Annotated in this window: 14 protein-coding genes, 6 tRNA genes, 2 rRNA genes and 1 pseudogene; 17 read left to right on the top strand and 6 right to left on the bottom strand. The window is 38.2% G+C overall.

Annotated features, from left to right (window positions below; genetic code table 11):
• Positions 1 to 76: ribosomal RNA gene (gene rrf / locus P256_RS13555) — 5S ribosomal RNA — on the top strand; the annotation flags it as partial.
• A 47-nt stretch (positions 77 to 123) separates the two neighbouring features.
• Here rrf and P256_RS06265 read toward each other — a convergent pair.
• Together P256_RS06265 and P256_RS06260 are read right to left on the bottom strand one after the other, a co-directional pair.
• On the bottom strand, positions 124 to 1,506 hold the full coding sequence (locus P256_RS06265) for a dihydrolipoyl dehydrogenase (RefSeq protein ID WP_040331885.1): 1,383 nt from the start codon (positions 1,504 to 1,506) through the stop codon (positions 124 to 126).
• A 132-nt stretch (positions 1,507 to 1,638) separates the two neighbouring features.
• Complete coding sequence (locus P256_RS06260) at positions 1,639 to 1,980, bottom strand: protein tyrosine phosphatase family protein (RefSeq protein WP_023272844.1); 342 nt, start codon at positions 1,978 to 1,980, stop codon at positions 1,639 to 1,641.
• A 120-nt stretch (positions 1,981 to 2,100) separates the two neighbouring features.
• Between P256_RS06260 and trxC the strand changes: the two are divergent.
• From trxC to P256_RS06230, 6 genes and pseudogenes are all read left to right on the top strand, one after another.
• A pseudogene (gene trxC, locus P256_RS06255) lies at positions 2,101 to 2,527 on the top strand (thioredoxin TrxC).
• 7 nt (positions 2,528 to 2,534) lie between these two features.
• Complete coding sequence (locus tag P256_RS06250; protein ID WP_023272842.1) at positions 2,535 to 2,939, top strand: acyl-CoA thioesterase; 405 nt, start codon at positions 2,535 to 2,537, stop codon at positions 2,937 to 2,939.
• 406 nt (positions 2,940 to 3,345) lie between these two features.
• The gene (trpA, locus tag P256_RS06245) at positions 3,346 to 4,143 is read left to right on the top strand and encodes a tryptophan synthase subunit alpha (protein ID WP_023272841.1); all 798 of its coding nucleotides are present in this window, start codon (positions 3,346 to 3,348) and stop codon (positions 4,141 to 4,143) included.
• A 2-nt stretch (positions 4,144 to 4,145) separates the two neighbouring features.
• Positions 4,146 to 5,042, top strand: coding sequence for an acetyl-CoA carboxylase, carboxyltransferase subunit beta (gene accD / locus P256_RS06240; protein WP_023272840.1), 897 nt, complete (start codon positions 4,146 to 4,148; stop codon positions 5,040 to 5,042).
• Positions 5,039 to 6,319, top strand: coding sequence for a bifunctional tetrahydrofolate synthase/dihydrofolate synthase (gene folC / locus P256_RS06235; protein ID WP_040331881.1), 1,281 nt, complete (start codon positions 5,039 to 5,041; stop codon positions 6,317 to 6,319). The genes accD and folC overlap by 4 nt, the downstream gene beginning before the upstream one ends.
• The gene (locus P256_RS06230) at positions 6,310 to 7,422 is read left to right on the top strand and encodes an SPOR domain-containing protein (RefSeq protein ID WP_081401741.1); all 1,113 of its coding nucleotides are present in this window, start codon (positions 6,310 to 6,312) and stop codon (positions 7,420 to 7,422) included. Before folC ends, P256_RS06230 begins: the two co-directional genes overlap by 10 nt.
• A gap of 41 nt (positions 7,423 to 7,463) precedes the next feature.
• On the opposite strand, the gene P256_RS06225 is transcribed toward P256_RS06230, so the two are convergent.
• Positions 7,464 to 8,105 (bottom strand): peroxiredoxin, encoded by a 642-nt coding sequence (locus P256_RS06225; protein ID WP_023272837.1) that lies wholly within the window; start codon positions 8,103 to 8,105, stop codon positions 7,464 to 7,466.
• Between the two features lie 264 nt (positions 8,106 to 8,369).
• On the opposite strand from P256_RS06225, the gene secA reads away from it, so the two are divergent.
• The 7 genes from secA to P256_RS06190 all read left to right on the top strand — a co-directional run bounded on the left by secA (position 8,370) and on the right by P256_RS06190 (position 13,530).
• Positions 8,370 to 11,081, top strand: coding sequence for a preprotein translocase subunit SecA (gene secA / locus P256_RS06220; RefSeq protein ID WP_023272836.1), 2,712 nt, complete (start codon positions 8,370 to 8,372; stop codon positions 11,079 to 11,081).
• Positions 11,082 to 11,201: 120 nt separating this feature from the next.
• On the top strand, positions 11,202 to 11,552 hold the full coding sequence (locus P256_RS06215) for a hypothetical protein (RefSeq protein WP_051353565.1): 351 nt from the start codon (positions 11,202 to 11,204) through the stop codon (positions 11,550 to 11,552).
• Between the two features lie 138 nt (positions 11,553 to 11,690).
• Positions 11,691 to 12,905: a bifunctional glutamate N-acetyltransferase/amino-acid acetyltransferase ArgJ gene (argJ, locus tag P256_RS06210; protein WP_023272834.1), complete on the top strand. Its 1,215-nt coding sequence runs from the start codon at positions 11,691 to 11,693 to the stop codon at positions 12,903 to 12,905.
• A 235-nt stretch (positions 12,906 to 13,140) separates the two neighbouring features.
• Positions 13,141 to 13,217, top strand: a tRNA-Pro gene (locus P256_RS06205).
• 43 nt (positions 13,218 to 13,260) lie between these two features.
• Positions 13,261 to 13,337 (top strand) — tRNA-Arg (locus tag P256_RS06200).
• A gap of 35 nt (positions 13,338 to 13,372) precedes the next feature.
• Positions 13,373 to 13,448: transfer RNA gene (locus P256_RS06195), tRNA-His, on the top strand.
• Between the two features lie 5 nt (positions 13,449 to 13,453).
• Positions 13,454 to 13,530: transfer RNA gene (locus tag P256_RS06190), tRNA-Pro, on the top strand.
• Positions 13,531 to 13,610: 80 nt separating this feature from the next.
• Here P256_RS06190 and P256_RS06185 read toward each other — a convergent pair.
• From P256_RS06185 to P256_RS13510, 3 genes are read right to left on the bottom strand one after another with little or no spacing between them, the layout of a single operon-like run.
• Positions 13,611 to 14,078, bottom strand: a complete 468-nt coding sequence (locus P256_RS06185; RefSeq protein ID WP_228130232.1) for an outer membrane lipoprotein YfiB — start codon at positions 14,076 to 14,078, stop codon at positions 13,611 to 13,613.
• 24 nt (positions 14,079 to 14,102) lie between these two features.
• On the bottom strand, positions 14,103 to 15,302 hold the full coding sequence (locus P256_RS06180) for a diguanylate cyclase DgcN/YfiN (RefSeq protein WP_023272832.1): 1,200 nt from the start codon (positions 15,300 to 15,302) through the stop codon (positions 14,103 to 14,105).
• Positions 15,302 to 15,748 (bottom strand): regulatory sequestration protein YfiR, encoded by a 447-nt coding sequence (locus tag P256_RS13510; RefSeq protein WP_040331883.1) that lies wholly within the window; start codon positions 15,746 to 15,748, stop codon positions 15,302 to 15,304. Before P256_RS13510 ends, P256_RS06180 begins: the two co-directional genes overlap by 1 nt.
• A gap of 586 nt (positions 15,749 to 16,334) precedes the next feature.
• On the opposite strand from P256_RS13510, the gene P256_RS06170 reads away from it, so the two are divergent.
• The 3 genes from P256_RS06170 to P256_RS06160 all read left to right on the top strand — a co-directional run bounded on the left by P256_RS06170 (position 16,335) and on the right by P256_RS06160 (position 18,124).
• A 16S ribosomal RNA gene (locus tag P256_RS06170) occupies positions 16,335 to 17,871 on the top strand.
• 59 nt (positions 17,872 to 17,930) lie between these two features.
• A tRNA-Ile gene (locus P256_RS06165) sits at positions 17,931 to 18,007 on the top strand.
• Between the two features lie 41 nt (positions 18,008 to 18,048).
• Positions 18,049 to 18,124: transfer RNA gene (locus P256_RS06160), tRNA-Ala, on the top strand.
• Positions 18,125 to 18,233 lie beyond the last annotated feature (109 nt).

Genomic DNA, 18,233 nt, shown 5'->3' with positions numbered 1-18,233 from the left:
CCGAACTCAGAAGTGAAACCTCTTAGCGCTGATGGTAGTGTGGGGTTACCCATGTGAGAGTAAGTCATCGCCAGCATTTAATTCTAAAGCCTCCCTAATGGGAGGCTTTTTTTATGGAAGAATTTATTCCTCATGCAATTGGTACATAGCATCTCTTAAAGCTGTCCGAAGTCCTTCCTCAAGTGTAGGATGATAAAAGGGTCTGCTGAGAAGTTGTTCTAAAGTTATATTTTCTGCCAGACTCCATGCTAAAAGGTGAGCCAAATGCTCGCCTTGGGTCACATATATTTCTGAGCCAAGAAATTTATGTGTTTCATTATCAATATAAATTTCGATACCACCAATATTTTTCCCAAGTACTGTTGCTCTTCCTTGGTTCGCATATGAGGCAAAACCAACAGTAAACTCTTGTTTCGCTTCTTTGAGTTGTTGATATGACTGTCCAACTATTGCAATCTCTGGAGATGAAAAGACAATAGAAAGAGGAGGATAGTTTTTTTTAGCAGTAATATCTGGATAGCTTAAGCAATTTTTTACAGCCACTTTTCCTTCATGGCTTGCTTCGTGCTGAACTGGCGTATTTGTATATGCATCTCCAATAACAAAAAATGGTAAATTAGCGAGCTGTTTTGTATCTTTAGCAATTGGTAGATTTTCAATTTTGTGAAAGTTTGGATCAATATTGTTTAATTGCAGTGTTTTTAATAAAGATGTTCTACCTGTAGCATTCAATACATAGTCAACACATAATTTTTGTTCTTTATTTGAGTTATCTAAATAATTTATTGAAATTTGATTGTTTATCTTTTTTAGTGTTGGTGTTGTCTCAAAAAAAACATTTAATTTTTGACTAAGTTCATCTTGAATGAGCATTTGTATTTTGGGACTTGTTGCGATCGCAATGTGCTTACTTCTCGTAAAAATATGAACTTTTACATCTAAGTTATAAAGTGCTTGTGCAAGCTCAGTGGCAATAGCGCCACTACCTATAATAGCGATTGATTTCGGCAAAGATGAGAGCTCAAAAATAGTATCGGAAGTAAGTAACAAATCTCCAAGATCATCCTCCCATACTTTATTTTCTCTTGGTGTAGAGCCTACAGCAATAATAAATGACTTGGACGTATATTGTTTGCCATTTACTTCGATTGTTGTTGCATCAATAAAACATGCTTTACCATTAATCTTATGGCTTTTTTCCCATGAGTTAACATCTTTCATAACTGATGCTGTAAATTGATCGCGATATTTTCTGACACGTTGCATAACTTTTGACGTATCTATATAAATACTCGACTGAATGCCTACTTTATCTAAAGTTTTAGCATCATGAAGTTGATTCGCACTAGAAATAAGGAGTTTACTAGGCATGCATCCAACACGTGCACATGTTGTATCCCATGGTCCTTGGTTAATAATTAGAATATTATTTGTATGCTTGATTGCTTCTTTATATGCACTTATTCCAGCTGTGCCTGCACCTATAATTATAATGTCGTAGACCATCATTCTTATTCATTTATATATTGATGGTTAAAATATAGCTAATTATATTGTTTATTTCTTTAAATATTGCATTTCTTTACATAGGTGATTGCTATGCCATTTAAGTCATGACATAGCTTGAATCTTAGTTAGTTATTCTTCATCGTCTAGTAAGTCCATTTGTTTTGCAATTTGATATAGGCTATTTGCCCGATTTCCTGTACGGCAAAACATTAAAATAGGTTTTGGTAATTCATTGTAATGGTTAGCAAACTCACGAACATCTAATTCAGTGATTTGACCTGAAATAATAGGTTGATAAACATAGTCTAAACCTACATTACGAGCAGCATCTTCAATTTGTGCACTCGTTGGTTGGTCAGAACCACCCTCAAGATCTGGTCTATTGTTAATGACAGATTTAAAGCCTTTATCAACAACCTGTTGAACATGTTCAGGTCCAATTTGCCCTGCAAAACTTACTGGATTACTCATTGTATTCTCCATAATATAGTTAAGATCTTTGTTATCTTTATACCATATCTTATGACGGAATGTTTACAGCTCAAAGGAATCACTTCAAAATGAGAATATATATAAAACTAGGTTGAAAATATGATTCTTGTTTGCTCAAAATGCAGTGCAAAAAATAGAGTGCCTGAAAATAAATTGACTGAAAAGCCACAGTGTGGTCAGTGTCAGGAATCTCTAGTACCAGGAACCTATTATTCTCAATGAACAAAATTTTAGTGTGTTTATTCAATACCATGATCTACCGATTGTTATTGATCTATGGGCAGATTGGTGTGGACCATGTAAGATGATGGCTCCTCATTTTGCACAAGTTGCAGAGCAATATCATCATGTTTTATTTGCTAAGATAGATACAGAGCAAAACCCTAAACTTACTCAAGCATTCAATATTCGAAGTTTACCTACAGTGGTTTTAATGAATAAAACAACTGAAATTGCGAGAGTAAGTGGTGCATTAAGAGCACCTCAGTTAAAACAATGGGTTGATGAAAATTTACTAAAAATATGAGGTGAATATGCAACAGCAAGTTAATAAACCTGATGGAACATTATCGCTACAGACAATAGCTATGCCTGCGGATACCAATTGGAGTGGGGATGTTTTTGGTGGATGGATTGTTTCACAAATGGATTTGGCAGGTGCAATTCATGCTGAAAGGTTTAGTAAGGGACGGTGTGCAACAATAGCAATTAATCAAATGTCTTTTCTTGTACCAGTTAAAGTCGGTGATGTAATTAGCTGTTATACGAAGATTCTTAAAGTTGGCAGTACATCAATACAAATACAAATTGAGGTATGGAATAGCCATGATGAATCTCGCCCCGCAAAGCAAGTTACAGCAGGATTATTCACTTTTGTTGCTGTAGATTTAGAAGGGAAAAAGAGAGTCATTCCTGAGTCGGTGAAAGCATTATTCTAGGTTGCATATAAAGATCAGTGAAATACCTGGTCTTTAATATAATATCTATATTTTATATTTTTGATAATAAATAGTTTACTCTAGCTTTAAGTAAGGTTGTATTTTGCTATTTCCATAATGATTATATTATTTTTATAACATACTGTTATAAAATAAAAAAATAAAAAAATATGGTGTATATCTAGAGTGCTGTTAGCGAATAAATGAATAAAAAAAGATACCTTTGATCATTGAGAAAAAGTCATAAATATTGATTAATGTAGCACGAAAAAATATTCAATATCATTGAATATGGTGAGTATATTTTTGATGTTGTGCAATGCGTAAAAAATAGCGTTACAATGAGTTGCTTGTGTGGTTTTATATATAAAATCACTCTATTTTATCATGCAAGGAAGAAAGACTTATGAATCGTTTAGCTAGACGTTTTGAACAGCTTAAATCTCAGCAACGTAAAGCACTCATTTCATATGTGATGGCTGGCGATCCACATCCAGAAGTAACAGTGCCATTATTGCATCGTATGGTAGATGCTGGTGTAGACGTTGTTGAGCTTGGCCTTCCTTTCTCAGATCCGATGGCCGATGGCCCTGTAATTGCACTTGCTGCAGAGAGAGCCTTAGCTGGTGGAACAAATACGCTGAATGTACTTGATATGGTAAAAGAGTTCCGTGAAAAAGATACTCAGACGCCTGTAGTCTTAATGGGATATCTAAACCCTGTTGAAGTCATCGGTTATGAAAAATTTGTTGCACAGGCACATGCAAGTGGTGTCGATGGCATTTTACTTGTCGACTTGCCGCCTGAAGAAGCCCACGATTTTAATCAAGTTCTTAACCGCTATGATTTAAATCAGATTTTTTTACTTGCACCAACATCTAAAGATGATCGTATTCAACATGTAATTAAACAAGCAAGTGGCTTTATTTATTATGTGTCTTTAAAAGGTGTAACTGGTGCAGCTACATTAAATGTCAGTGAAGCAGCAGAGCGCATCGCAAAAATTAAGCAGAGCACAGATGTTCCTGTAGGTGTAGGTTTTGGTATTAATGATGCAACATCAGCAAAAGCGATGGCTGCTGTTGCCGATGCTGTCATTGTTGGCAGTGCATTGGTAAAACCATTTGCAACTTTACCTGTGGAACAAGCTGCGGAACAAACAGTGAGTAAAATCAAGGAGCTTCGAGCAGCGCTCGATAACTAAATATGAGTCAAGACGTTAAACCTGCTAAAGTATTAAGTCCTGTAACGCCATGGACAGATCGTCCAGTGCCAGGTATTCATGTACCCGATGCTCAAGAAACATTGAAGTCTAGTTTTACTGAGCCGACGGTTGAGTGTCCTGAATGTCATGCGTTAACCACACGTACTGCAATCGCATTTAATGCTTATGTTTGTCCACAATGTGATGAACACTTGCGTATGAAAGCACGTGAGCGCTTAAATTGGTTCTTCGACCAAGTTGAAGGTGAGTTAGGTCAACAGTTTGTTGCGAAAGATCCTCTAAAATTTGTCGATAGTAAGCCATATACACAGCGTATGACTGAAGCACAAAAGAAAACAAACGAGACGGAAGCATTGGTTGTACTGCAAGGTTTACTTAAAGGTTTACCTGTAACTGCTTGTGCATTTGAGTTTGATTTTATGGGTGGTTCTATGGGTACGGTTGTTGGAGACCGATTTGTAGAAGCTGCTGAAAGTGCAATCGCGAAGAAACAGCCGTTAGTTTGTTTTGCTGCATCAGGTGGCGCGCGTATGCAAGAAGGAATGCTGTCATTAATGCAAATGGCAAGAACATCTGCTGCAATTGAAAAACTCAAAGCTGCTCGCTTACCTTATATTGTTGTCTTAACACACCCTGTGTACGGTGGTGTAACAGCATCATTGGCAATGTTAGGTGATGTTCATTTAGCAGAACCTAAGGCAATGATTGGGTTTGCTGGTAAACGTGTTATTGAGCAAACTGTCCGCGAAAAATTAGATGAGCCATTCCAGCGCGCTGAATATTTGCTTGATCATGGTGTGGTCGATCAAATTGTTCATCGTCATTCATTACGTGATACTGTATACAGAATTATAAGTAAACTGATGAATGTAAATTGAACATAACTGCGCCTTTAAAAACAGATGATTTAATGACATGGCTCAACTATTGGGGCCGTGTTCATGTTACAGGGATTGATCTTGGTTTAGAGCGAGTTCTCCCTGTTGCTGAAAAGCTGCAAGTTTTAACACCTAAAGCAAAAATAATTACCGTTGCTGGAACAAATGGGAAAGGTTCGACAACCACGACCATTTCATCTATTTTAAACCAAGCAGGATATCGTGTTGGTTTATATCAGTCTCCTCATATCTATCACTTTAATGAGCGTGTGAAAATTTCGGGTGAGGAATCAACTGATTCAGAACTCATTGAAGCATTTGTAAAAGTAGACCAAGCACGTCGTGAATGTGGCTTAAGTCTTTCTTTCTTTGAAGCAACGACATTGGCTGCATTTTTAATTTTTGCGCAAAGAGAATGTGATGTATGGGTGCTTGAGGTTGGACTAGGTGGGCGTTTAGATGTTGTTAATATCATAGATCCTGATCTTGCAGTGATTACTAATATCGGTCTTGATCATATAGATTGGTTAGGTGATACCATTGAAAAAATAGCCTTTGAAAAAGCAGGCATTATTCGTACAAATATTCCAGTTGTATTTGCAGGACAGCAAGCTTTACCAAAGGCAATTATACAAAAAGCAGAAAAAGAAAATGCCATATTACATGTTCTAAATCGTGATTACTTTTATCAAGAAAACTCTGACCATTGGGTGTTTTCAAGTTCAGGTGTAACTTTAACGTTACCTAAGGGTAACTTAGCAATAGAAAATATTTCAACTGCTGTCGCTGCTGTGGCATTAAGTGGACTTAATGTATCGGATACTGCAATAAAAGTCGGTGTAGAACAGGCAAAAATAGCAGGGCGTTTTGAAGTAAGAAAAATTAAAAATAAAATGGTGGTTTTTGATGCAGGTCACAATCCACATGGTGTAGAGTTTTTGTTAAATCAATTGCATAAATTCCAACAATGCAATACACAGTACACCGATGTAGTGACAGTTTTCTCGATGCTCGCAGATAAAGATATTGAAACTGTGACAATATTGTTGAAACCTGTGGTAAGTTTGTGGAAAATTGCAGCACTAGATGCACCACGAGCTGCAAAGCTTGAGAATATTTATAATGCAATAAAAGATGAAGACGTCCAACAATTTAAAACAATTGCAGATGCGTTTCAATCTGCATTAAATAATGCTCAAGATCATCAAATAATTTTAGTTTGTGGTTCGTTTCATACATTAGAAGCGGTTTGGGAGTATATTGAGTCATGTCCATGAATAACAAACAGCGCTGGATGGGCGGTGTTGTTTTATTAGGTGGTGGCGTTCTACTAGGCGCTTTACTATTAAAAGGTGCCAATGAGTTAAAAGGGAATAAACCCGATGTTCAAACTCAACCCAATACACAACAAGTAAAGCAGTCGACTTCATCTCAGCCTAAAATGGGGGAGATGCAGTCTTTGCAGCCGGTCACTGTAGATGTTGAAACAGAAAAAAGGTTGCTTGAAGAACAAAAAAGAGCACGCGAACGAGCAGTTGCAGAGCAAGAAGCCAAAACACAACAATATTTGATTCAGCAACAGCAGGCAGAAGCAGCAGCAGCGAAAAAAGCAGCTGAAGAGTATGCTGAAATTAATGCACGCCGTATTAAAGAACAGGAAAGTGCAGATATTCCGCCAGAGGTTGCTAATACTGCTGCGAAAGCTAAAGGTGCAAGTGATGTTGCTTCAGCAGATGCAGATGTTAAACGTCAAGCGGCATTACTCGCTGCAAAGAAAAAAGCAGATGCAGATGTTAAACGTCAAGCAGAGGCTGCCGAAAGAAAACAGGCAGCAGCAGACCTTGCTGAAAAGCGTACAAATGAATTAGAAGCAAAGCGTCAGGCAGAAGCAAAGAAAAAAGCAGAGCTAGATAAAAAACAGCATGAAGAGCATTTGGCAGCGAAAAAGAAAGCTGAGCAAGAGCAGAAACAACATCATGCTGAAGAGCTAAAGAAAAAGGCCGATAGTGATGCAAAGCATAAAGTAGATCAGGAGTCTAAGAAGTCTGAAACAGCACGTGCGCGTAAAATTATGGATAGCGACGATGACAATGACGATGCTGAAGACAGTAAGAAAACACAGCAGCAAGCGCATAAAAAGTGGATGGTACAAGTTGCACTTGCAGCAAACCAAGCCAATGCGGATGCTATCGTGTCAAAATTGCGTGCGAAAGGTTATAAAATTACTGCTAGCCCAACCTCAAAAGGTATTCGTATTATGGTTGGTCCTGTAAAAGATAAAGATGCTGCAGATGCAATGCGTAAAAAGGTACAGAGTGATTCAAGCTTAGGTATGCATAATGCTTGGGTAATTGAATGGGTGCCTTTAGATCAGCGTTAATAGATTAAAGCCTACTTTAGAGTAGGCTTTTTTATTTTTAATTACTTTTTATCTGGTTGGGGTGTTGTACGCAAATAAGGTTTAATGACTGTATAGCCTTGAGGGAATTTGGCTTGAAGTTCACTCTCATCTTTAATTGAAGGAAGAATGACGACATCATCGCCTTGTTGCCAATTTGCTGGTGTTGCTACTTTATAGTTGTCCGTGAGTTGTAATGAGTCTATAACACGTAAAACTTCATTGAAGTTACGACCTGTTGATGCTGGATAAGTAATAATTAAACGAACTTTTTTATTTGGGTCAATAATAACTAATGAGCGTACGGTTGTCGTTTCACTCGCATTAGGGTGAATGAAATCATATAGTTCAGAAACTTTACGATCTTGATCTGCCAAAATAGGAAAATCTACAATCGTTTTTTGTGTTTCATTAATATCATTGATCCACCCTTCATGAGATGCCAGATTATCTATAGAAAGGGCAATTGCTTTGACATTTCTCTTTGCAAATTCATCTGTCAACTTTGCTGTATAGCCAAGCTCTGTCGTACAAACAGGCGTGTAATCAGCTGGGTGTGAAAATAAGATTCCCCAATGATTTCCTAAATACTCATGAAAGTGAATGTTGCCTTTTGTAGATTCTTGAGTAAAGTCTGGTGCTGTATCACCTAAGCGTAAGGTCATTTTATTTCTCTTAAATATTATAAAATCTCATATCTAATATCGCCCAAAAATAGAAATATCCAAATCTTCATTTTTGCTTTCTATATCTTATGTATTCATAAATTCATGTTGTTTTTTTAAAGAAATACCAATAAATGATGGTAGTTGAAGTAAAAATTTAAGAGTTTTTGTTCAAAAAACTTGTACTTCAAAAATCTAGCACCATAATAACTACTAATTAAAATTTATTTCATTTTTGACTAGCAAAAATTAGAGAGCTTATTCATGTTGGGAAGTCTGATCGGAGGCATCTTCGGTACTAAAAATGAGCGTGAGCTCAAACGCATGCGTAAAATTGTAGATAAAATAAATGCGCTTGAACCGACGATATCTGCGCTTAGCGATACAGAGCTATCTGCAAAGACTCAAGAATTTAAAGAAAGATACCAGTCAGGAACAAGCTTGGATGCACTACTTCCTGAAGCTTTTGCTGTTTGTCGTGAAGCAGGTAAACGTATCATGGGCATGCGCCACTACGATGTGCAGCTTATTGGTGGTATTACCTTACATGAAGGAAAAATCGCTGAAATGCGTACAGGTGAGGGTAAAACCCTCATGGGTACGTTGGCATGTTATTTAAATGCATTAAGTGGGGAAGGCGTACATGTTATTACCGTTAACGACTATCTTGCACAACGTGATGCTGAACTAAACCGTCCACTATTTGAGTTTTTAGACTTAACAGTGGGAACGATTTACTCAATGCAAGCGCCAGACGAAAAGGCTCAAGCATATAAAGCAGATATTACCTACGGCACAAACAATGAGTTTGGCTTTGACTATCTTAGAGATAATATGGTTTTCTCACTTGCAGAGAAAAAACAGCGTGGTCTATCGTATGCCATTATTGATGAAGTCGACTCGATCTTAATTGATGAAGCGCGAACACCATTAATTATTTCAGGGCAAAGTGAGGATTCTTCTCAGCTTTATGCTGCTATCAATGCAATTGCACCAAAATTACATCCACAAAAAGAAGAGAAAGTGGCTGATGGTGGTCATTTTTGGATTGATGAAAAGCAACGTTCTGTTGAGATGACAGAGATTGGCTATGAAAAGGTAGAAAAAGAGTTAATTGCATTAGGTTTATTAGAAGAAGGTGATAGCCTTTATTCTGCAACTAACCTAAATCTCGTTCACCATGTATCTGCAGCTATTCGTGCACATTTTCTTTTCCAAAGAGATGTACATTATATTATTCATGATGGTGAAGTGGTCATTGTTGATGAGCATACAGGGCGTACCATGCCAGGTCGCCGTTGGTCTGAAGGGTTACACCAAGCGGTTGAAGCAAAAGAAAACTTAGAAATTCAGCCTGAAAACCAAACACTTGCAACAACAACATTCCAAAACTATTTCCGTCTGTATAAAAAATTATCGGGAATGACAGGTACTGCCGATACTGAAGCTTCAGAAATGAAGGAGATTTATGGGCTAGATGTTGTACTTATTCCAACGCATCGTCCAATGGTTCGTAAAGATCATAATGACCTTATTTTCTTAAATAGAAATGGAAAATATGATGCGATTGTGGCAGAAATTAAGCGAATTCAAGAGACGCGTGCACCTATTTTAGTAGGTACGGCAACAATTGAAGCCAGTGAAGTGCTTGCACACAAACTTAATCAAGCTGGAATTGTACATGAAGTGCTTAATGCAAAACAGCATGAGCGTGAAGCAGATATTATTGCACAAGCAGGTAGCCCAGGTTCGGTAACCATTGCAACAAATATGGCAGGACGTGGTACAGATATTCTGCTTGGTGGTAACTGGAAAGCAAAACTTGCAAAAATTGAAAATCCAACTGAAGCAGATGAGAAGCGTTTAAAAGAAGAATGGCAACATGACCACGAAGCTGTCTTAAATGCAGGTGGTCTCCATATTATTGGTTCGGAAAGACATGAGTCACGCCGTATCGATAACCAATTACGTGGTCGTGCAGGCCGTCAAGGTGACCCAGGTGTATCGCGCTTTTACTTATCTTTAGAAGATGACTTGATGCGTATCTTTGCGGGTGATCGTGTGATTGGCATGATGCGTGCGATGGGGTTAAAAGAAGATGAAGCCATTGAACATAAAATGGTAAGTCGTTCTATTGAAAATGCGCAACGTAAAGTTGAGGCACGTAACTTCGATATTCGTAAAAATCTTCTGAAATATGATGATGTAAATAATGAGCAACGTAAAATTATTTACTCTCAGCGTGATGAAATTTTAGCTGAGAGTTCTTTACAAGATTATATCGAAGAAATGCATGAAGAAGTGATGCAAGGTTTTATTGCAAACTTTATTCCACCAGAATCTATTCATGACCAATGGGATGTGGTTGGATTAGAAACGGCACTAAAAACTGATCTTGGTATTGAGCTTCCAATTCAGCAATGGCTTGATGATGATCGCCGTTTAGATGAAGAAGGATTAGTTAAACGTATTTCAGATGCTGTACTTACACGCTATCGTGATCGTCGTACTCAAATGGGAGATGAGTCAGCAGCAATGTTAGAGCGTCACTTTACGTTAAATGCACTTGATCGTCATTGGAAAGATCACCTAGCAGCAATGGATTATTTGCGTCAGGGTATTCATTTACGTGGTTATGCACAAAAGAATCCTGAGCAAGAGTATAAGAAAGAAGCATTTAACTTATTTGTGAATATGTTAGGCATCGTAAAAAATGATGTTGTAAATGACCTTTCTACAGTGCATGTCCCATCTCCTGAAGAAGTTGCAGCATTAGAGGCGCAACAACATCAGCAAGCAGATGCGATGAATCTGTCTTTTGAACATGACAATGTAGATGGTTTAACAGGTACAGTAGTTGCGGAAGAAGAGCAACAAAACAGTGCCGAACCTGAGGTTGTTCCTCCAACAAGTCGTAATGCACCATGCCCATGTGGTTCGGGCTTAAAGTATAAGCAGTGTCACGGAAAAATCTAATCTTTTACAAAAGCAGAACAAGAGTTCTGCTTTTTTTATCAAGTAAACATAGGATAGAAGCTAAATTTACAGTAAAATTTTCTGAAAGTACGGTAAAAATAGATAGCTATTGGTAAAACTATGAACAAAATAAAACAAACCTTTCTTTTTTCAGCATTTCTTATGCCTGCGCTTGCCTTTGCAGCAGGTACAAGCACTGAGCCATTTACAACAACAGTAAAAAATGTGAAAGCGGCGCTTGGACCTCAACAAGCGGAAGTATCGTCAAAAGGTAACTCTCTAACGATTATCAGCCCTCGTACAGGTATTAGCTATACATTAGGCAATACTGAAGGTCGTTCTATCATTTTACAAACAGATGCAATTGCGGCGGCAAATAGCACAAATGCAGATCGTATTATTGCTGCGAACCCTGCACTTTCTAAAGAGAGTCAAGATAAGGCTGCAAAAGTACTTGCAGATATGCCATAAACATAAAAGCAGATACAAAAAAACCAGTGTTTTCACTGGTTTTTTTGTATCTGCTTTACTTATAAAAATAATGACTCGATTTTTAACAATATATTGAATAAGCTAGAAGTTCTTATTGATAAATAGATGGAATATCCGATGGCTGTTGGTGATATCGCAATGCCACATATGCATGTGGTAAAAGGGGTTAAAATTGGTGTTACAGAGGCATATGTTCGCTATCCCAATCGACGTGATTTGGTTATTTTTGAGTTTGCAGAAGGTACAAATGTTGCAGGTATATTTACGCAAAATGCATTCTGTGCAGCACCTGTTCATGTCAGTAAAAAAAATCTAGAAACGGGTAATATTCGATATTTAGTTATTAATACAGGCAATGCAAATGCGGGCACTGGATCTATAGGCATGGAAAATGCCTTGAAAATGTGTGATGCAGTTGCAGAAAATAGTGGCATTTCATCGAACCAAATTTTACCGTTTTCAACGGGTGTTATTGGTGAGCAGCTTCCTATCGATCGTATTACCCAAGCTGTGCCAAAAGCATTTCCGTGTGATCAAACCTGGAATGATGCAGCACATGGCATTATGACCACGGATACTGTTGCCAAAGGTGCTTCAGAAATATTTGAATTTGATGGCATCTCCTATGCAATCACAGGTATTAGTAAAGGGGCAGGCATGATTCGTCCTAATATGGCGACAATGCTCAGCTTTGTAACAACAGATATGCCAATTTCTGAAACAATTGTAAAAAAATTACTCAAAGAGTCTGCTGATCAATCATTTAACCGTATTACTGTAGATGGTGATACCTCTACGAATGATTCATGTATTTTTGCAGCAACAGGACAAGCAGGGGGAGAACCTATTCAGAATGAACAGGACCCTCGTTATGCTGTTGTAAAAGAAATTCTATTTAGAGTAATGAAACGTCTTGCTCAACTAATTATTAGAGATGGCGAAGGTGCAACAAAGTTTATTACTGTAAAAGTTGAAGGTGGTAAAAATACGCAAGAATGCTGCGATGTTGCTTATAGTATTGCACATTCACCATTAGTAAAGACTGCACTATTTGCATCTGATCCGAATTGGGGCCGTATACTCTGTGCAATTGGCTATGCAAATATTAAAGATCTAGATGTTGAAAAAGTTCAGGTGTGGCTAGATGAAGTGCAACTCTGCCAAAATGGTGGTGTGGCAAACTCATATACTGAAGAAGCAGGTGTAAAAGTTATGTCTAAACCTGAAATTATTATTCGTGTTCATCTAGGACGCGGAGATGCAACAGATACGGTATATACCTGTGATTTTTCTTATGATTATGTAAAAATTAATGCAGACTATCGTTCATAATTATTTTCTATAATACGTAGAGCTGACTGAAATATAGGAAGTTCTACGTATTAAATTTAAATAAGTCATTGAAAATGTATAAAAATAAAGCTTTTTTAGCTAATATGATGAATAAATAGACTCTTGGTCGTATAAAATCATTTTTTTTAAATATAGGGCTTGACCAAAGATCACTTCGAGCCTAGAATGCACACCGTACCGCACGATGTGCGATACGACAAAAGCTGAGATGAATCGGAGCATAGCACAGCCTGGTAGTGCACCTGGTTTGGGACCAGGGGGTCGTAGGTTCGAATCCTACTGCTCCGACCAATAATCGGCGGAAGTATCGCGTGATATTTTTATCATCGGTCATGCGCCTGTAGCTCAGTTGGATAGAGCATCCGCCTTCTAAGCGGATGGTCACAGGTTCGAATCCTGTCAGGCGCACCATTAGTTGTCTGGTAATGTAGAACTTAAGCACTACGGTGGATGTAGCTCAGTTGGTAGAGCCCCGGATTGTGATTCCGGTTGTCGTGGGTTCGAGCCCCATCATTCACCCCAATTTACGGAGCATAGCACAGCCTGGTAGTGCACCTGGTTTGGGACCAGGGGGTCGTAGGTTCGAATCCTACTGCTCCGACCAATAAAAAAGAAGATCCGCTTTATGCGGTTTTTTTTTGCCTAGAATTTATGAATGATAAATAATAGTTGTTCCTCTAAAGGCTAAGGTACTATAACGATAGTAACTCTACGATTACTTGCGCGACTAGTGCGGTCTTTTTTTAGTATGAAGGGTTGGCTAGAGCCTTTACCAATAGTCTGAATATCTTCTGTGTTGAAGCCGTTATTATAGAAAATGACAGCAACATGATCTGCACGTTGTTTAGAAAGTTTAATGTTATATAGTTCATTACCGATATCATCAGCATGCCCGATAATTTTGAGGTGTTCTAAATGGTATTGTTTCAGTTGGTAAGCTAAGTTTTTTATATTGTCGCTATCCACTTTAGTAAGTTTGGCATCATCAAAATTAAAAAGAATACGCTTGGGTAGGCCAAGTGCCCATCCTTCATCTGTTAATGTAAATCCTTCCTTCTTTAGCATGTGTGCTTGTTTGTAGTTTACACCACCTAAGTTTATACACCCCGATAGAAGCGTAGGTAAAATAATAAGAGGTAATAGGTTTTTCATCTTTTTAAACATAATGGCCTTAGGTTAAATACTACTTTGATTGATATCTTTTTTTGCTCTATACATTGCTTGGTCTGCTTGATTAATCAAATCTTCAGGACTGCTTGCATAAAGTGATAATGCAATACCAATGCTAAAACTAAAATAAATTTGATGACCATTAAATATCAATGGTGTGTCACAAGTATTAATTAAATCTTGAGCTACTCTCTCGATATGTTTAGGGTGGATTGACCTAAGAATTACTGCAAATTCATCACCACCTAATCTAGCAATAAAATCATTTTCTCTGAGCCGGCCTTTTAATCTATGTGACATTTCAATAAGAACATTATCCCCAGCTAGATGTCCATACTGGTCGTTAATGGCTTTAAAGTTATTGTTGTCAATAAAAAGTAAAGCAGAACTACTTCTTTCATAAGGAGAGTTAAATATATTTAATAATGATTGATAGAAATAGCTACGATTAGGGAGGTTTGTTAAAGGATCATGTTTGACTTGTAGAGAAAGCTGTTTGTTTTCATGTTGCAGTTGGTTATGCCATGTTTGAATTTCAGACAATAATTCATTAAAAGTTGTATTAAAGCTTTGAAATTCTTCGATAGGGCTGTTAGGAAAGCGTAAGTTATATGCTTTTTGATTACTTACAAGTTGGGCAATATTTGTAAGAGGGGAGATAGACTGTATAATAAACTTATAAGTAAGCTTTGTAGACGCCCATAAAGTAAGAGCCATACAAAGTAAGCAGATGAAAATACCTAAGAATATTGTGAGTAGGAATTGAAGTGCTTGATCAGAGCTACCATAAATTTGAATTTTTCCAATACTTTTGGACTGATGATAAACCTTGAAGCTTGCTGGATCACTAAGAAACCAACGATTGAATAAGCTTTCTAGTTCAGAAAAGTGTTTTGGGTTAGAAGCGCTACTTTCTAATAAGTTATTATTCTGATCAAAGATATAAATAATGCGAATAGAATGTCCTTCGGTATATTCATGTGTAATTTGTTTTAAAGTAACATCATCTTTAAATACAAGAGCAGGTTGTATACGTTCACTTAATGTATTACCTAATAAAGTAAGGTTCTGTTGAACATATGTTCTCATTGTAAAAATAGAGAGAATTACAAAAGTAATTAAACATATAAATACCATTGCAAATATTGCAAAAGCTTGTGATTTTCGAAATAGATGCTTTAAAGAAGTAATTTGTGAGTTTTTCATTAGTTTGTTTCCTTTACTAATAAAAGAACTCTAGGATCAATATGAATATGTGATTGGCTGAGAGCATCTAAGTTTACATTAAAAGTAAAATCATCTTTGCGTCTATAAATACAAAATATAATTGAGGCATCACAATCACTGTTATCAAGAATAAAAGATATAGGAATAGACTTTAAATTGTTGCTTAATAAAATATTTTGTTGCTGTGCTGAAATATTAGAAGTAAAGAAAATGATATTGCAGGGTGATTTGGATAGGTGTTTATCTGATACGGAGTATACTTTGTAGTTATAGTGATTGTCGCTAGCATATTTGCTAAAGTTTGATGCAACTTGTTCATTGTTTAAAATGCAAAAAATTTGGTTTTCAGAATCCCACTTTACATAGCTTAAAATAGAGAATGTAAGCTCATAAAAGTTTTTTATAGAAACGGCTGAGCTACACATAGGGAAAAGTACAAAACATAAGCACAGAAATATTTTTTGAAACTTTAAAAAATACATATATCGGCTCATGTGGTGTATTAATAGCAACAAATCTTACTAAAAATTGTTGATATAATCATCAAGAAAAGCTTTTTAAAGCCAATATCGTATAAAAAAGAAACGGATGTTGAAGTAATTGATATTAGGGGGTTGCGTTTGAGATGCATTGGTCTATAATGCGTATCCATCGGCGGTGATGTTGAAAGAAACTTCTTAGTAAACAGTAACTTAGTTGATTGGTTTAAGATTTAGTTCTTAGATTGATTAAAGTTAGGTTTGATTAAGAAGATAAAAATCTTTCAGATTACAGTTGACTTTCTTTAAAAAGAGAGTAATATAGCCGACCTAGCTTGCTGATGACGAATCAGTGATGCGAATCATTAATAGAATTGAAGAACAACTTGTGTGGATTTTTACTGAGTGATCACTGAATATATTTAAGATTCATTGATTAAAAGTAGAAATTTACTCGAAAATTTATTTGAGAGCGAATATTTTTGCTAGTGATTAATGAGCCAGATTGATTCCCTTAAGGAATTAATGATTTTAACTGAAGAGTTTGATCATGGCTCAGATTGAACGCTGGCGGCAGGCTTAACACATGCAAGTCGAGCGGGGGATTGTAGCTTGCTACATGACCTAGCGGCGGACGGGTGAGTAATACTTAGGAATCTGCCTATTAGTGGGGGACAACGTTCCGAAAGGAGCGCTAATACCGCATACGCCCTACGGGGGAAAGCAGGGGATCTTCGGACCTTGCGCTAATAGATGAGCCTAAGTCGGATTAGCTAGTTGGTAGGGTAAAGGCCTACCAAGGCGACGATCTGTAGCGGGTTTGAGAGGATGATCCGCCACACTGGGACTGAGACACGGCCCAGACTCCTACGGGAGGCAGCAGTGGGGAATATTGGACAATGGGCGCAAGCCTGATCCAGCCATGCCGCGTGTGTGAAGAAGGCCTTATGGTTGTAAAGCACTTTAAGCGAGGAGGAGGCTTACCTGGATAATACCTAGGATAAGTGGACGTTACTCGCAGAATAAGCACCGGCTAACTCTGTGCCAGCAGCCGCGGTAATACAGAGGGTGCAAGCGTTAATCGGAATTACTGGGCGTAAAGCGCGCGTAGGTGGCCATTTAAGTCAAATGTGAAATCCCCGAGCTTAACTTGGGAATTGCATTCGATACTGGGTGGCTAGAGTATAGGAGAGGAAGGTAGAATTCCAGGTGTAGCGGTGAAATGCGTAGAGATCTGGAGGAATACCGATGGCGAAGGCAGCCTTCTGGCCTAATACTGACACTGAGGTGCGAAAGCATGGGGAGCAAACAGGATTAGATACCCTGGTAGTCCATGCCGTAAACGATGTCTACTAGCCGTTGGGTCCTTTGAGGACTTAGTGGCGCAGCTAACGCGATAAGTAGACCGCCTGGGGAGTACGGTCGCAAGACTAAAACTCAAATGAATTGACGGGGGCCCGCACAAGCGGTGGAGCATGTGGTTTAATTCGATGCAACGCGAAGAACCTTACCTGGCCTTGACATACTAAGAACTTTCTAGAGATAGATTGGTGCCTTCGGGAACTTAGATACAGGTGCTGCATGGCTGTCGTCAGCTCGTGTCGTGAGATGTTGGGTTAAGTCCCGCAACGAGCGCAACCCTTTTCCTTACTTGCCAGCATTTCGGATGGGAACTTTAAGGATACTGCCAGTGACAAACTGGAGGAAGGCGGGGACGACGTCAAGTCATCATGGCCCTTACGGCCAGGGCTACACACGTGCTACAATGGTCGGTACAGAGGGTTGCTACACAGCGATGTGATGCTAATCTCAAAAAGCCGATCGTAGTCCGGATTGGAGTCTGCAACTCGACTCCATGAAGTCGGAATCGCTAGTAATCGCGGATCAGAATGCCGCGGTGAATACGTTCCCGGGCCTTGTACACACCGCCCGTCACACCATGGGAGTTTGTTGCACCAGAAGTAGATAGTCTAACCCTCGGGAGGACGTTTACCACGGTGTGGCCAATGACTGGGGTGAAGTCGTAACAAGGTAGCCGTAGGGGAACCTGCGGCTGGATCACCTCCTTAACGAAAAGGTGAGACTTGGTAAGAATCCACAACAAGTTGTTCTTCGGTATATTATCTGAGGGTCTGTAGCTCAGTTGGTTAGAGCACACGCTTGATAAGCGTGGGGTCACAAGTTCAAGTCTTGTCAGACCCACCAAAGACTAGAAGATAATGTACAATTCGAAATGATTTTAAGCTGGGGACTTAGCTTAGTTGGTAGAGCGCCTGCTTTGCACGCAGGAGGTCAGGAGTTCGACTCTCCTAGTCTCCACCATGATTTTAATCAGATTGATATTTCAATTTAATTAAAGTTAAGCTAATAAATAAGCAAACAGCTTATTTGCTTATAGAGTTTAGTAGAAAGATTGCGTATACTACGCCAC

It is taken from the genome of Acinetobacter nectaris CIP 110549 (genome assembly GCF_000488215.1).
GTDB lineage: Bacteria > Pseudomonadota > Gammaproteobacteria > Pseudomonadales > Moraxellaceae > Acinetobacter > Acinetobacter nectaris.
The sequence above is the reverse complement of the archived record's forward strand: the minus strand, read 5'-3'. Positions and strand labels throughout refer to the sequence as shown.

Excerpts from the sequence above, each read along its gene's own strand:
- P256_RS06185 (WP_228130232.1), bottom strand. The coding sequence starts at position 14,078 with ATGAAAAACCTATTACCTCTTATTATTTTACCTACGCTTCTATCGGGG.
- trpA (WP_023272841.1), top strand. The coding sequence starts at position 3,346 with ATGAATCGTTTAGCTAGACGTTTTGAACAGCTTAAATCTCAGCAACGT.
- P256_RS06230 (WP_081401741.1), top strand. The coding sequence starts at position 6,310 with ATGTCCATGAATAACAAACAGCGCTGGATGGGCGGTGTTGTTTTATTA.
- P256_RS06260 (WP_023272844.1), bottom strand. The coding sequence starts at position 1,980 with ATGAGTAATCCAGTAAGTTTTGCAGGGCAAATTGGACCTGAACATGTT.
- P256_RS06250 (WP_023272842.1), top strand. The coding sequence starts at position 2,535 with ATGCAACAGCAAGTTAATAAACCTGATGGAACATTATCGCTACAGACA.
- argJ (WP_023272834.1), top strand. The coding sequence starts at position 11,691 with ATGGCTGTTGGTGATATCGCAATGCCACATATGCATGTGGTAAAAGGG.
- P256_RS06265 (WP_040331885.1), bottom strand. The coding sequence starts at position 1,506 with ATGGTCTACGACATTATAATTATAGGTGCAGGCACAGCTGGAATAAGT.
- secA (WP_023272836.1), top strand. The coding sequence starts at position 8,370 with ATGTTGGGAAGTCTGATCGGAGGCATCTTCGGTACTAAAAATGAGCGT.
- accD (WP_023272840.1), top strand. The coding sequence starts at position 4,146 with ATGAGTCAAGACGTTAAACCTGCTAAAGTATTAAGTCCTGTAACGCCA.
- P256_RS06180 (WP_023272832.1), bottom strand. The coding sequence starts at position 15,302 with ATGAAAAACTCACAAATTACTTCTTTAAAGCATCTATTTCGAAAATCA.
- P256_RS13510 (WP_040331883.1), bottom strand. The coding sequence starts at position 15,748 with ATGTGTAGCTCAGCCGTTTCTATAAAAAACTTTTATGAGCTTACATTC.
- P256_RS06225 (WP_023272837.1), bottom strand. The coding sequence starts at position 8,105 with ATGACCTTACGCTTAGGTGATACAGCACCAGACTTTACTCAAGAATCT.
- P256_RS06215 (WP_051353565.1), top strand. The coding sequence starts at position 11,202 with ATGAACAAAATAAAACAAACCTTTCTTTTTTCAGCATTTCTTATGCCT.